A 13598-nucleotide genomic window follows, 5' to 3' on the forward strand; every position below is an offset into this window, starting at 1 on the left:
AAAAAAAAAGCACCTTCCCGCCAAGGGAAGATGCGTAATTGAAGAACCGTTTGATTCTTCGTTTTATTCCGTTAATGGGAGTCTGGCATACTCCGACCTCACGACAATATCGACATGGATCAATTTGCGTTCGAACGCGTAATCCCGGTTCATGATTCGCCACAACAATTGATCCACCGCCCGCATGCCGAGCCATTCCTTTTTGACATTGACGGTGGCGAAAATGGGATGCGTTTCGTTGGTATTGTCGAATCCGGTCACAATGCAGTTTTGCGGCACGTCCAATCCCCGCTTGCGAAGCTCGTCAATCAAAAAAGCGGCGTTCGAATCGTTCGCGCAGACGAACACTTCAGGCAGCTCGTCAAACGTTTCCTTCTGGAACAGCTTGTAAATGTCGTCCGCGTCCGGACCGTTCAAACGGGGATCCTGGTTCAGCGCAATGCCGTACTCTTCGAGCACCGTCTTGAAGGCCAGCCAGCGCTCGTAGAAGCTTTGCGCATATCGAATGTTGCCGACAAACTGATACTTCCGGTAGCCTTTGCTTACAAGCTTGAGCATCATTTCCCGCATGCCGTTGAAATTGTCCGCAAACACGGTATCGCAGCGGAAGGCCGGATCGACATGATCGACCATGACGACCGGGATGTTCAGGCGGCCGATATCAAGCAAAATTTGCGTCGAGATGGTGCCGATCGTAATAATTCCCCGGATCGCTTCCGGATTGAGCACGGAAAACATGGGATCGCCGGAGGGCTCGGTCAAGGTCAGAATATCCATTCCCTCCTGGTTCAAACGGCTCGTAATCCCTTCGAAAACCGGCCCCCAATAAACCGAATCCTTGTTCTGGTATCGGATATTGGGAAACAGCACGACGATCGTACCGGCCAGCTTGCTGTCTTTAGGCGCCGGAGGCGGGTCATCGGCAACCCGTCTCGATTCGTTATTTTTGAAATAACCGAGCTGCCCCGCCGCCTTTAAAATCAGTTCCCTCGTCTGGGCGCTGACGCCGGGCTTTGAGCTCAGCGCGCGGGACACGGCGAATTTGGAGACACCTACAAGATCCGCGATCTCTTGTATTGTCACTTTTTTCCTTTCATGTCAGCTCATCCATTCATCCTTAGGTTTAGTTTGTCGGTTCTTTCCGTTTCCGGCTGCGTCCTCCTTATACAGCAATATCATAACAAAACGTTTGGTTGTAGAAAACAAAAAATCAAACCCGGAACAAGGAAGGCCGATTCTGCGGAAGCGGCTGCGCAATGACCGTTCATTTTGTTATGAAAACACCAAACCAAAAGATAAATTCGACTAAATCCGGCAAGCAGAAGCGATTCCGTCGTACTTGTGTGAGGACGATGCTGTCTCGCGGTGAATGCTTAAACAGGATGGCGGCCGGGCCTTATTCGCTCGCGCCCCCCGCTGAGCCCTTATTGCGACCCGCCAACGTCCTATTCGCTTGCGCCAATGCCAGCAATCCCGCTGCGAACTGCCCACTAATCCCGAAAATGCTTGCTTACTCCGGTTCCCCGGCGGCTGGTATCCGAAAGATAGAAACCCAATACAAGAGCAAAGTTGACAAAATACAATTTTTCGGGCGTAAAATAACCAAAACGCAAAAATTCCTGCGATTATACAGTTTTTTTGACCCGTTCAAGCCAGACAAGCGAAAATCTCCAAAAATTACTGTATTTTTGCATAATTTTACACCCTAGTCGTCTATTTAGGCTAAAATCCTGCATTTTTGCAGGATTTTCGCCAAAGAATCTGCCGGGAGAAGGGGGGCGCTGAAAGGGGGGGCGCTGAAAGGACGGGACACCAACGTCCAGAGACAATTTGACGAATGGCAGAGTTGGTCAGCTGACAGGAGATAATTAGACGGTAAGACAAGGCACACCGACGCTCCAGCAAATGTTGATCTCATTCGACAAAATCATACAATTTTACACCCTTTTCCCGGTATTGGGAAGAGCTATAATTGACCTATATATATAGGGAGCAGAGAAGCCAGTACTTACTTTGGGCACTTTGGACTGGTGGAGCTAGTAGTGCAACCGGCCTTCTTTCATCGCGAGAGGGTTTTTTTTATTTTCAGCTGACATCTTGTGTACAGAGGAGGAGTTCTGAAGTGAGACGTTCTCTCGACATAACCGAAATGGTGGAGCAGCTCGGGATTCCAGCCGGCCGTTACCATCTCTGGCTCGAACGGAATCTGGATTCTCGCACCGCTCCGCTCACGGAAAACTTGGCGAAAGAAGAGACGTGCGTCTCCGTAAATGAAACCGCATTCGTTAAAACGGCATCCGGCCGCTAGCCCATCGTTCTCCTTATGACCGTTTCTTCATCTGCGCCACGACGATGCGGTTGCCGTCCGGATCGAGCAGCGCGAATTCCGACAGATCGTGTAAATGCCGGGGCTCGTCCGCAAGCCGGAAACGTTGGCGGCGGACATACGCCAGCGCGGCATCGAAATCCTCCGTCTCCAAATAAAAAAGCTCGGTGAACGTCTCCCCGTTCAAATGGCGGTTCCGGTCAAGAAGCAGCGCCGCTCCCCGGGCAACCGGGACGGAATAGATCGGCTGCTCCGCCCGGTGTTCGTCGAAAGGTTGTCCGAGCAGCCCGGTATACCAGCGCGCGGCCGTCCGCATGTCCTTCACATCCACGAATACGCCGCCGATCCGGGACAGGATGGGGCTTTGCGCCGGCAGTTCGGCCTCCTCCGCGCTCGTCCCGGCGGTCCAGCAAGCCATCAGCGCATTGCCCTCCGGGTCGCGGAAATTGAAGCAGGCCATCGTGCCGTGGCGCTCGGGCTCGAAGAACGGCTCCGTCCGTTCCTCCACATAACGGTAAGCTTCGTCGATGTCCCGGGCGGGAAACATAAACCAGGGCATCATCTCCTCCCGCCATTCCGGATTCTGCCTGTTGGCAGTGTTGGAATCGAGAATAAGATGCGTCCCCGGAAGGTCGAACCAGTACACCGGTCCGCCGTTCAGGCGCTCCTCGAGTATGGGAAGCCCCATCAGGCGGCTGTACCACTCCGCGGCTCGGCGCAAATCCGTCACATGAACGAATACGCTGGCGATCCGGTTTTCCAGCGGAATCGGCCGGAAGGTGCCGGGTGATGACACTGATCCGGGATTTTCCTCCATTTTTCGTTCTCTCCTTTTTTGAAATGCCATACCGTCCTCTTCCTGACCTTGGCATGGAAATATCCGTCTATATCTTGCGGATATAGGATTCGCTTTCGATGTTGGAAATCCTTCCTTAAAAATCCAATATACTGTTGGCGCCGGCCATCTTTTCAAGTATGATCGGAGACATGTAAAGCCGTTTTCGCGGCAAGCTGCTCCAACTGTTCCATTCTGAAGCACGGGGAGATGATTGCGATGAAAGTCGGAGAAGCAAGAACGGCGGCGGCGGAGTGGGTCAGGCAGCATGCCGCGCGGGAGAATTGGTTCCGGGGCGCCTATTTCAGCGGTTCGACGGTCGGGCTTCCCGATGAAGCGGAGCTTCCGGCGGCGTCCGATATCGACATCGTCGTCGTCACGGCGGAAGCCGAGCCGCCGCTCAAGCCGGGGAAACTCATCTACCAGGGCGCATTGCTGGAGATCACCTATCTGTCCTGGCACCTGCTCGCCTCGGCGGAGCAGGTGCTGACGAACTACCATCTGGCGCCCAGCTTTCGCATCGATACGATCTTCGCCGACCCGGCGGGGCATCTGCGCCGGCTGCAAACCGAAGTTGCCCGCCGTTATGCCGGGCGGACCTGGGTGCGCCGCCGCTGCCTGAACGTCCGGCAGAAGATCGAGGACGGGCTGCGGTCGATCGACGCGGACGCCCCCTTGCACGACCGGGTAACCGCCTGGCTGTTCCCGACCGGCATTACGACGCATCTGCTGCTCGTCGCGGCGCTTCGCAACCCTACGGTGCGGCTCCGTTACCTGGCCGCGCGCCGCGTCCTGGCGGAATACGGCCATGACGGCGTCTACCCCGAGCTGCTGGAGCTGCTCGGATGCGCCGACATGTCTCCGCAGCGCGTCGAACATCATCTCGCCGGGCTCGCCCGCACGTTCGACGCCGCAGCGGATGCCGCCCGAACGCCGTTCTTCTTCAGCAGCGACATTACCGCCGCCGCGCGGCCGATCGTGATTGACGGAAGCCGCGAGCTTATTCGGGCAGGCCATCATCGCGAAGCGGTATTCTGGATCGCCGCAACCTATGCCCGCTGCCACAAAATTTTGGCCGCAGACGCTCCGCCGGAGGCGCGGCAGGCGCATGCTCCCGCCTTCGAAGCGCTGCTCGCCGATCTCGGCATTCCGTCTTACGGCGATCTCCGCCGCCGCGCCGAGGCCGTCATCCGCTTCCTCCCCGCGCTCTGGGAGACGGCCGAGGCCATCATGTCGGCGAATCCGGACATTACGGAGGAGCGGTGAGGCCGCTCCGGCGCATCCGGCCTAGAATTCCGGCCTAAAAAGCTTTCGGAACCTCTCCGGCGACATGCCGACGATTCTGCGGAAGGTGGCGATAAAGTGGCTGGCATCCCGGAAGCCCGTCAGCCCGGCGACGGATTTGACGGTCAGCTTCCGGTTTCCGGTCAGCAGTTCCTTCCCTTTCTGGATTCTAAGGTGCAACAAATAGTTGTAAGGCGTAATGCCATATGTTTCACGAAACAGCATGTTCAGCATTCGCACCGACACGCCGAGGCATTCCGCCATTTCCGCCAGTCCGATGCCAGGATTTCCGTAATGGCGTTCCAACCAATCGGTCAATGGGCTCAGCTTGCCAAGATTGCGGGAGATGCCGGACGATTTGTGCTGTCGTCCGTATTTGCGGAGCATGATCAGAAAATGATAGGCTTTGGCCGAAGCATTCAGACCGAACCGGTCTTCCTCCCGCTCCAATTGCGCAAGCGTGTCCGGAAGCATCTGCGCGAACCCCGTTCCCGCCTCCCAGTAGTAAATCGCCGAGTTTGTCATCTCGAGGGAATTTACGATTTCCGCAGCCGCTTCCCCGCCAAACGTCAAATATATCGTCTCCCACCGTTCGGCCGTCCGCGCATAAGCATGCTCCTCGTTCGGAAACAGCAGGATGCCGCTATTCTCCGGCAGGCTTTCCCGCCTGCCGCCGATGACAATGCGGCCTTCTCCCCTGACGGTCTGAAGCCAATGAAACAGCGGGTACCCTTGCGGCCGGCTGACGGTTTCCTGGTCATGATTGTAGCCGATCGTCTCCACCTTGATCGGCAAAGGCTGATCATAGCTTGAAGGATAAACCATTCTTCTGTGGCGTGTCATACCGCACAAACCTTTGCAATATTTTTATATGTCCAAACATTTTTATTATATATATCGGCCTGTCTGTTGCGCGTTAAACTGATTATATTCTTACATTACAGGAAGGTGTAAGGGATGATCAACGAAAAGCTTGCGAAAATTTGGTATGGCGGAGATTACAACCCGGAGCAATGGGATACGGAGACGGTCAAGGAAGATATGCGAATGTTCAAACTGGCCGGAATCGACGTCGCGACCGTCAATGTCTTTTCCTGGGCTCTGAATCAGCCGAACGAAGACACCTATAATCTGGAATGGCTCGACGAAACGATCGACAGACTGTACCGGAACGGCATTTATGTATGTCTGGCAACCGGCACGGCCGCTCATCCGGCCTGGATGGCCAAAAATATCCGGATGTGCTGAGAGTGGATTATCAGGGCCGCAAGCGCGCTTTTGGCGGAAGACACAATTCCTGCCCGAACAGCCCGACCTACCGGAAGTATGCCGAAAAATGGCCGGGGTGCTCGCCGAACGCTACAAGGATCATCCGGCCTTGCTGATCTGGCACGTCTCGAACGAATACAGCGGATACTGCTATTGCGAACGTTGCGCGGCCGGCTTTCGCGAATGGCTGAAGGCCCGCTACTCGACGCTCGATCATCTGAACCAGGCATGGAATACCCGTTTCTGGGGACACACCTTCTACGATTGGGACGAAATCGTTCCTCCGAACGAACTGAGCGAGGAGTGGGGCGGCAACCGCACGAACTTCCAGGGCATCTCGCTCGATTACCGCCGCTTTATGTCCGACAGTTTGCTTGACTGCTACAAGCTGGAATATCGGGCCATCAAGGAAAAGACGCCGAATATTCCGGTTACGACGAACCTGATGGGCTTCTATCCGGAGCTGAACTACTTCGAATGGGCCAAATCTATGGATGTCGTCTCCTGGGACAACTATCCGGCCATCGATACGCCTGTCAGCTTTACGGCGATGACGCATGATTTGATGCGCGGCCTGAAAGGCGGACAGCCGTTCATGCTGATGGAGCAGACGCCGAGCCAGCAAAACTGGCAGCCGTACAATTCCTTGAAGCGTCCGGGAGTTATGCGTCTGTGGAGCTACCAGGCCGTCGCCCGCGGCGCGGATACCGTCATGTTCTTCCAGCTTCGCCGTTCGATCGGAGCATGCGAGAAATTCCACGGTGCCGTTATCGAGCATGTCGGACATGAGCATACCCGCGTATTCCGCGAAACCGCGGAGCTCGGCCGCGAGCTGCAGCAGCTGGGAGACAAGCTTCTCGATTCCCGCCTCGATGCCAGAGTCGCGATTGTGTACGACTGGGAAAACCGGTGGGCGATCGAGCTGTCCAGCGGCCCTTCCATCGCGCTGAATTATGTCAACGAGATTCACAAGTACTATGACTCCCTGTTCAGAATGAACATTCAGACCGACATGATCGGCGTCGAGGAAAACCTGGACCAATACGACATTGTCATCGCGCCGGTCCTTTATATGGTGAAGCCGGGCTTCGCCCAAAAGCTGGAACGATTCGTCGCAGCCGGAGGCACGTTTGTGACCACGTTTTTCAGCGGCATCGTTAACGAGAAGGATCTGGTGACGATCGGCGGATATCCGGGAGAACTGCGCCCCTTGCTCGGCATCTGGGCCGAAGAGATCGATGCGCTGCTGCCGGATCAAACCAACCGGATCGTCATGAAGCAGGAGATTGGCGCGCTGAAGGGCAGCTATTCGTGCGGCATTCTGTGCGACCTGATCCACGCGGAAGGCGCAGAAGTATTGGCCGAATACGGCGCCGACTTCTATAAGGGCATGCCGGCGCTCACCCGGAACCGTTTCGGCAAAGGACAGGCTTACTACATCGCCTCCAGCCCGGAAAGCGCGTTCGTGGACGCTCTGCTTGCCAACTTGTGCGAAGAAAAAGGCGTCACGCCGCTGGCCGACGCTCCGGCAGGCGTTGAAGTCACCCGCCGCTCCAAGGACGGCTCATCGTTTCTGTTCCTGCTCAACCACAACGCCGAGGAAGCAACGGTCAAGGTCGGTCCGGAATATACGCAGGATCTGTTGACGGGACAGGCGGTGTCCGGCGTCATCACGCTTGCGGGCAGAGGCGTAAGCATCTTGTCGAATTAACGATATAATGACTTGAGCGGCACCATCGATTCTTCCGGCACATAATACTTGAATTTGTTGTCGCTGATTTCGCCAAGCAGCTGGCGTCGGATCGGACTTGCGTCTTTCAGCAGCCGTTCCGACGCCTTGTGGTAATCGATCGGCCGCATCCAGATCGGACTGTAGCCCAGGAACAGCTGCCTTCTTTCGAAATTCGACCGGTTCGGCGCGCCGGCATGCCAAATCGTTTGCGGAAAATGAAGACATCGCCCGGCTGGCCGCAAATCTGCACCTCTCCTTCCAGCTTTGTACTGACATCTGTGGTGGCCGGATTGAAGTCCGGAATGTTGTGGCTGCCCGGGATAATTTTCGTGTTGCCGCGGTCCGGCTCCGACATGTCGCTTAAAATATAGCAAGCCTTGATATAGTATGTGGCCGTCAAGCCGTTGATTTTTGGAAACGGCGGATGCGGTCCGTCCTGGTGCCAATGAATGAAGCTGGAAGTCGACGTCTTGACGTCATCCGGATTCGGCCTGCGGATCGTCAGATGGGAAATGTGCAGCTGGATGTTGTATCCGAGCAGATTCACCATCAGCGGGAGGATCGTCGGCTGGTCGATTAAGTCGGCGATTTCCGGATGGCGCTCGACAGCATGATAAATATTATAGGCCAGCGATTCGGGCTCTTCTGCGATCATTTCGTCAATCGCCCGGTTCAGACGGTCCACCTGCTCCTGCGGCAGCACGTTTCGCAACAGCAGATAGCCTTCTTCCTCGAACTGCTTCACCAATGCCGGAATGTCCGGTTGAACGGGATTCATCTTGCCTCTCTCCTTTGCCGGAATTTCTGCGGCGTCCCCGCTACTTTCCGTAGCCGAGAGCGCTCAGCTGCTCGACGGCGGAATCGAGATAAAGCTTATAATTCATCGACGTTTCCAGCGTGTTCAGAAATTGATCGTACTCGTCGAGCGGCCGTTTGCCGTAAATGAATTTCACCAATTCCTCTTCCGCATACCGGTTCGCGTCCGCCGCATTATATCCGTCCGGATTGTCGACGAAACCGTTCAGCGTCTGAATCCGCGGCTGGCTGTTCGCAAATTCGATGTATTCGGCCTGCTGGGCAAACTTCACCATCAAATACTCCATTTCCGGCCGGCCGGTGAATTGGTACAGCCAGAAGTAGGCGCCTTCCTTGCTCAACAGCTCGGTCGGCACCACTTTGCCGTCTTCCAGGTTGAAATGGCTGCCTTCCACCCCGTACTGCACAAGCAGCACCCCGCCTTCAGGATCGGACACGTAATTGAGCAGATCGAACACTTTTGCAGCTTCTCCGGTTCCTTCTCCAGCGACTTCGGAATCGCATACATTCCCGGCGTTCCGCCGATATCCCACGATCCGTCGTACTGCCCGCCGGGACCTATAGGCGGCGCGATCTGTATCCACGCTGCGTTCGGGTTGACGGCTTTGATCTGGTTCACATATTCCTCCTTGGTCATGTTCGGCCAATCGAGCCAGACGATGCCCGCCTGTCCTTTGATCGCCTTCTGCTGGTGCTGCAGTCCGGTGTTGGCGAGCAGTTCCGGATCGACAACGCCCGCCTCGATCATCGTCTTGATAAACGCCAATGCGTCTTTCGTGCCCGGATCGTAAAACGCGTTGACCAGTTCGCCGTCCTTGACGTAGAAGTTGCCCGGCATGCCGACGCCGAATGCGCCGAATACCGGCGCGAACGCGCCCAGCTTGCCGCCGGTCAGCCCGTACGTGTCCTTCTTCCCGTTGCCGTCCGGATCCTGCTCGGTGAAGGCCTTCGCGACCGCCAGCAGCTCTTCGATCGTCGCCGGCGGCTGCAAATTCAACTTATCCAGCCAGTCCTGGCGGACCCAGTACGTGTTGTACGGGATTTGCGGCGACTTCGCGATCGCATACACTTTGCCGTCGATCGTCCCTTTCTTCAGACTGTCTTCGCCGATATAGGCCGCCGCCTGTTCGAGCTTATCCAGGTACGGCGTCAGGTCGAGCAGCAGGCCCTGCTCCGCGAATTGCTTGATCGACGTGCGGTCCACGGCGAACAGATCCGGAAAATTGCCCGACGCCATCCGGACGTTCAACTGATTTTTGTAATCGTCGCCCGAAGCGTATACCGTCAAATTGAGCTCGATGTTGAGCGCTTTGTCGAGTTCCTGCTTGATGATGTCCTGATCCGGCGCCGGCAGGCCGCTGCCGGTTTCGATAATCTCCAGCTTGACCGGCTTGCCCGAACCGGCGGGCGAATACGCTTCCTCCGCCTGATAGCCGCCGCCTGTTCCGCTTGTCTCGCCTGTTCCGCCGATCCCGCAACCGGCCAGCAAGCCCGCCGACAGCAGCACCGCACTCCAGATGCGCAGCCACTTTTGCGAACGTTCATGCGATCCCCTTCTTTCTTTCGTTTTTCGTTAATTACCCCTTGACCGAACCAAGGAGCATACCTTTGGCAAAATGCTTCTGAATGAACGGATACACCGAGATAATCGGCACGCTGGCCAAAATGACCGATGCCATCTGCATCGTTTCCGTCGGCAGCATATTTTCCGCATTCTCCAGCGGCTGCTGCGTCAGCATCAGCAATTCCCGAACGATGACCTGCAGCGGAAACAGCGTACGGTCCGTCACGTACATGATCGCCTGGAAAAATTCGTTCCAGTGCCCGACCGCGTAAAACAGGCCGATCGTCAGCACAACCGGCATCGATAGCGGCATAACGATCCGCAGCAGAATGCGAAAATCTTTGGCGCCGTCGATGCGGGCCGACTCGAACAGCTCCTCCGGCAAGTTTTCGAAGAAGCTTTTCATAACCAGCACGTTGAAGCTCCAGACCGCGTTCGGCACGATCATCGCCCAGACCGTATCGGTCAGACCGACCGCTTTGACGATCAGATACGTCGGGATAATCCCGCCGCCGAACAGCAGCGTGAATACGACCATGAACAGAAACAGTCCCCGGCCCGGCAAGTTCCGTCTGCTTAACGGATACGCCATCAACGCCGTCAGTACGAGATTCGCGGCCGTGCCGACCACCGTGATGAACACGGTGACCCCGAACGCGCGGGGCATATTGGAGTCCGACAGCAGCCGGTGGTACGCTTCGAGCGTGATCGACTTCGGAATGAGGATGAAGCCGCCGTTTTTCAACACCTCCCCGAACGGAGTCAGCGATACGGAAAGGACGTACAAGAGCGGCAGGACTGCGGTCAAGGCGGCGAAGCCGAGTACCGTGTAGACGACGGCGTTGAACACCCGGTCTTCCAGGTTTCTTACCATATGCCTTCCCCCCATCGTCTCGCTAACCGGTTGGACAGCACGACGAGCGCCAGACCGATGACCGATTTGAACAGGCCCACCGCCGAAGCGAGGCTGAAATTCAATTGCTGCAGTCCGGTACGGAACACCCACGTGTCGAGAATGTCCGCCACCGGATACACCTGAACGTTGTACATGATGTAGATTTGGTCGAATCCGGCATCGAGGATATGGCCGAGCCGCAGGATCAGCAGCAGAACGATGACGGTGCGGATCCCGGGCAGCGTAATGTGCCAGATCATCCGCAGCCGGCTGGCTCCGTCCACTCGCGCGGCCTCATACAGCATCGGATCGATCCCGGCGATGGCCGCCAGGTAGATGATCGCTCCCCAGCCGAGGTTCTGCCAGATGTCCGAGCCGACGAGAATCGCGCGAAAATAGCCCGTCGACGTAAGGAACGGGATCGACTGTCCGCCCAACTCTTCGATCCAGCGGTTCGCGATTCCGGATGTTTGCGACAAGAGAGCGAGCAATATGCCGTAGATGATCACCCAAGACAAAAAGTGAGGCATGTAGGTCAGCGTCTGCACGACCGACTTAAACCAGCGCACGTGCACTTCATTGAGCAGCAGCGCCATCAGAATCGGCGGCGCCATGCCGAAGACCAGCTTGTAAAAGCTGATGATCAACGTGTTGCCGAGCAATTGCGAGAAATAAGGCGAGTTGTAAAACGCTTCAAAATGTTTGTACCACGGATCGGCCCACGGGCTTTTGAGCATGCCGTCCATCATATTGAAATCTTTGAACGCGATGATGACCCCGTACATCGGCAAATACTTGAAAATGACGTACCATACGACGCCCGGCAACAACATCGCGTAGAAAGCCCGAAACCGCCACAGCTTGCGCGCCAGCTGCCGGGCGCTCATCCGCGGCGCGGCCCGGGCGGCAGAGGCGGCCGCCGTTGTCTGCTCCATTGCACTCCCCCTTCCTATATGATTGCGCTTTCATTGCTGTGACATCAGTATACCAACGGTTATTCAAGGGGCGTTATGCCGAAAAAGTTCAAAACTGTCCGATTTTTGAAACCGCTGTTACGAATCGAGCGGCATTGGCCCGAAGGCTTCCCGGACGCCTTCCGGCATCGGCTCGAACGGCATCTCGATCCGGACGACCGTGCCGATGCCCGGCCGGCTGGCGATCCGCAGACCGTAACGTTCGCCGTAATACAGGCGGATCCGTTCATGCACGTTTTTGACGCCGATCCCGGTAAACCGCTGCCGCGAACGCGGGCGTCCGTCCGGTTCCCAGACACGCCGGATCTGCGCCGCGTCCATGCCGATGCCGGTATCCCGGATTGTCAGACGCAGCGTGCCGCGGGCCGTTATCCGTCCGCGCACAAGGATCGTGCCCGGCGCTTTGCGGGGCGCCAGCCCGTGGAAAATGCTGTTTTCCACCAGCGGCTGCAGGGTCAGCTTCAGCATCCGCGCCTCCAGCGCCGCCGGTTCGACGTCCGCCAGCAGCCTGAATTTGTCGCCGTAGCGGATTTGCTGGATCTGGGCGTACCGGTTCAGACCTTCCAGCTCTTCGGCAAGCGTGACGAATTCCGTGCTTTTATCGAAACTGAATGACAGCAGTCCGACAAGCGATTTGATCGTGTCGCGGACTTCGTCTGTTTTGCGCTGTCTGGCCAGACTGCTCACGCAGGCGAGCGTGTTGTAAAGGAAATGCGGCGCGATCTGGCTTTGCAGCATTTTCAGCTCGTACTCTTTTTTGCGCCGTTCGGCGTTTTTCGTTTCCTGCAGAAGCTGCTGAATCCGCTCCAGCAGCTCGTTGTAGCTGTGCGCCAGGCGCCCGATCTCATCCTCGCGGTTGACGTTCAGGGGTGACAGCACCTCGACATCGCGCACCCGGTCCATTTTGGCGGCGAGTTTTCGTACAGGAGACGTGAAATAGCGGCTCATCAAATAGGTGCTGATCAGCAGCAGCGAAATCCAGATCAGGGCGATATAACGGAACTTTTCGTACAGCTTGAGGAGATGCTGGTCGAAGTACTGTTGTTCGATGAACAGATACAACGACCAGCCGAGACGGTTCGGACTCGTTTTCACAGCCACGAGCGGCCCGATGGCGCCGTCGATCGGACTGACGCCTGCCGGCAGCTCGGACAGCTTGCGGACAAAGCCGGACTGAAGCTGCGGCGGATACACGCCCGGTTCGTAAGGCAGCAGCCTGTCCGGAATCTGCAGACTGGTGATGACATTGTTCTTTTTGGTAACAATCGCGAACGACTGATTCTTGCTCAGCAGAAGCTGCGCAATCTGCTGCGTGAGCAGCTGCAAATCGATTTCGGCGACGGCGATGCCGAGCTTCTGGCCGGTTTTGCCGTAGATCGGCTGCACGTAACCGACGGACTGGCCCGAAAGCGGCGACCAGTACGGCTCGCTGTTGATCGCTCCGTATTGGGCTTGCGACAGCTCGTACAGCTTCTCCAGATGGGGATTGCCCATAATGTCATAAAACACCTGCGAGTTGGAGTAAACTTTGCCGTCCTGGCGGACGATGAAAAACGAACGCGCCACCGCATTTCTCGTACGCTCCAAATTTTCCAACGCCTGGGTCGCCCATGTTTCGTTGCCGTCGGCCAGCAGTTGTTCCCGGTCCTCCCGCGTGGCCAGAAGCAGCAGCAAGTTTTGCACATTGTCGAGATAAGCGTCGATAAGCTGGTTGGTCCGGCCGGCCAGCGCCTGGGCATCGCTTGCTGCCTGTTCTTCCCATAATTTTTTCGATTCGATCCAGTTGATCCACCCGAGCAGCACGAACAGCAGGGAAGTGACGAGGAACAGAAACAGAAACTGCCGCACCGCCAGACCCCTTTGCCGGAGCCAGCGCGACAGCAGAGACATACGCGCGATCATT

The 13598-nt window shown here is 56.6% G+C and carries 13 protein-coding genes, 1 pseudogene and 1 riboswitch; of the genes and pseudogenes, 4 read left to right on the forward strand and 10 right to left on the reverse strand.

Features of this window, described 5'->3' with window-relative positions; genetic code table 11:
• Positions 1-63 precede the first annotated feature (63 nt).
• Positions 64-1083 (reverse strand): substrate-binding domain-containing protein, encoded by a 1020-nt coding sequence (locus tag PACILC2_RS04295; protein WP_213527688.1) that lies wholly within the window; start codon positions 1081-1083, stop codon positions 64-66.
• Positions 1084-1979: 896 nt separating this feature from the next.
• Positions 1980-2063, forward strand: a riboswitch (cyclic di-GMP riboswitch).
• A 59-nt stretch (positions 2064-2122) separates the two neighbouring features.
• Between PACILC2_RS04295 and PACILC2_RS04300 the strand changes: the two genes are divergently transcribed.
• Entirely contained in the window at positions 2123-2308 is a 186-nt protein-coding gene (locus PACILC2_RS04300; protein WP_213527690.1) for a hypothetical protein, read from the forward strand.
• 13 nt (positions 2309-2321) lie between these two features.
• Here PACILC2_RS04300 and PACILC2_RS04305 read toward each other — a convergent pair whose 3' ends face one another.
• Positions 2322-3143, reverse strand: coding sequence for a VOC family protein (locus tag PACILC2_RS04305; RefSeq protein ID WP_213527692.1), 822 nt, complete (start codon positions 3141-3143; stop codon positions 2322-2324).
• A 237-nt stretch (positions 3144-3380) separates the two neighbouring features.
• Here PACILC2_RS04305 and PACILC2_RS04310 point away from each other — a divergent pair, with 237 nt between their 5' ends.
• Positions 3381-4427, forward strand: coding sequence for a hypothetical protein (locus tag PACILC2_RS04310; RefSeq protein ID WP_213527694.1), 1047 nt, complete (start codon positions 3381-3383; stop codon positions 4425-4427).
• 21 nt (positions 4428-4448) lie between these two features.
• Here the strand turns inward: PACILC2_RS04310 and PACILC2_RS04315 are convergent, their stop codons facing one another.
• Entirely contained in the window at positions 4449-5288 is an 840-nt protein-coding gene (locus tag PACILC2_RS04315) for an AraC family transcriptional regulator (protein WP_213527696.1), read from the reverse strand.
• Between the two features lie 204 nt (positions 5289-5492).
• On the opposite strand from PACILC2_RS04315, the pseudogene PACILC2_RS04320 reads away from it, so the two are divergent.
• A pseudogene (locus tag PACILC2_RS04320) lies at positions 5493-7161 on the forward strand (beta-galactosidase); the annotation flags it as partial.
• Positions 7162-7179: 18 nt separating this feature from the next.
• Complete coding sequence (locus tag PACILC2_RS26305) at positions 7180-7425, forward strand: Beta-galactosidase C-terminal domain (protein WP_244863224.1); 246 nt, start codon at positions 7180-7182, stop codon at positions 7423-7425.
• Here PACILC2_RS26305 and PACILC2_RS26310 read toward each other — a convergent pair.
• From PACILC2_RS26310 to PACILC2_RS04345, 7 genes are all read right to left on the reverse strand, one after another.
• Positions 7422-7574 (reverse strand): hypothetical protein, encoded by a 153-nt coding sequence (locus tag PACILC2_RS26310; RefSeq protein ID WP_244863218.1) that lies wholly within the window; start codon positions 7572-7574, stop codon positions 7422-7424. The genes PACILC2_RS26305 and PACILC2_RS26310 overlap by 4 nt on opposite strands.
• Entirely contained in the window at positions 7532-8224 is a 693-nt protein-coding gene (locus PACILC2_RS04325; protein ID WP_244863219.1) for a phytanoyl-CoA dioxygenase family protein, read from the reverse strand. The genes PACILC2_RS26310 and PACILC2_RS04325 overlap by 43 nt, the downstream gene beginning before the upstream one ends.
• Before the next feature lie 40 nt (positions 8225-8264).
• Positions 8265-8669 carry a type 2 periplasmic-binding domain-containing protein gene (locus tag PACILC2_RS28435; RefSeq protein WP_307860351.1) on the reverse strand — a complete coding sequence of 135 codons (405 nt, stop codon included), beginning with the start codon at positions 8667-8669 and terminating at the stop codon, positions 8265-8267.
• The gene (locus PACILC2_RS04330) at positions 8600-9769 is read right to left on the reverse strand and encodes an extracellular solute-binding protein (protein ID WP_307860352.1); all 1170 of its coding nucleotides are present in this window, start codon (positions 9767-9769) and stop codon (positions 8600-8602) included. The genes PACILC2_RS28435 and PACILC2_RS04330 overlap by 70 nt, the downstream gene beginning before the upstream one ends.
• 70 nt (positions 9770-9839) lie before the next feature.
• The gene (locus PACILC2_RS04335) at positions 9840-10700 is read right to left on the reverse strand and encodes a carbohydrate ABC transporter permease (protein ID WP_062490665.1); all 861 of its coding nucleotides are present in this window, start codon (positions 10698-10700) and stop codon (positions 9840-9842) included.
• Positions 10694-11608, reverse strand: coding sequence for an ABC transporter permease (locus tag PACILC2_RS04340; protein WP_372447047.1), 915 nt, complete (start codon positions 11606-11608; stop codon positions 10694-10696). Before PACILC2_RS04340 ends, PACILC2_RS04335 begins: the two co-directional genes overlap by 7 nt.
• Positions 11609-11773: 165 nt before the next feature.
• The gene (locus PACILC2_RS04345; protein WP_244863220.1) at positions 11774-13597 is read right to left on the reverse strand and encodes a cache domain-containing sensor histidine kinase; all 1824 of its coding nucleotides are present in this window, start codon (positions 13595-13597) and stop codon (positions 11774-11776) included.
• Between the last annotated feature and the right edge of the window lies 1 nt (position 13598).

The organism is Paenibacillus cisolokensis (genome assembly GCF_018403665.1).
Taxonomy (GTDB): domain Bacteria; phylum Bacillota; class Bacilli; order Paenibacillales; family Paenibacillaceae; genus Paenibacillus_AH; species Paenibacillus_AH cisolokensis.

Bases quoted from the DNA above. Each gene is read 5' to 3' on its own strand.
- PACILC2_RS04305 (WP_213527692.1), bottom strand. From the start codon at position 3,143: ATGGAGGAAAATCCCGGATCAGTGTCATCACCCGGCACCTTCCGGCCG.
- PACILC2_RS04310 (WP_213527694.1), top strand. From the start codon at position 3,381: ATGAAAGTCGGAGAAGCAAGAACGGCGGCGGCGGAGTGGGTCAGGCAG.
- PACILC2_RS04315 (WP_213527696.1), bottom strand. From the start codon at position 5,288: ATGACACGCCACAGAAGAATGGTTTATCCTTCAAGCTATGATCAGCCT.
- PACILC2_RS26310 (WP_244863218.1), bottom strand. From the start codon at position 7,574: ATGCGGCCGATCGATTACCACAAGGCGTCGGAACGGCTGCTGAAAGAC.
- PACILC2_RS04325 (WP_244863219.1), bottom strand. From the start codon at position 8,224: ATGAATCCCGTTCAACCGGACATTCCGGCATTGGTGAAGCAGTTCGAG.
- PACILC2_RS04335 (WP_062490665.1), bottom strand. From the start codon at position 10,700: ATGGTAAGAAACCTGGAAGACCGGGTGTTCAACGCCGTCGTCTACACG.
- PACILC2_RS04340 (WP_372447047.1), bottom strand. From the start codon at position 11,608: ATGAGCGCCCGGCAGCTGGCGCGCAAGCTGTGGCGGTTTCGGGCTTTC.
- PACILC2_RS04345 (WP_244863220.1), bottom strand. From the start codon at position 13,597: ATGATCGCGCGTATGTCTCTGCTGTCGCGCTGGCTCCGGCAAAGGGGT.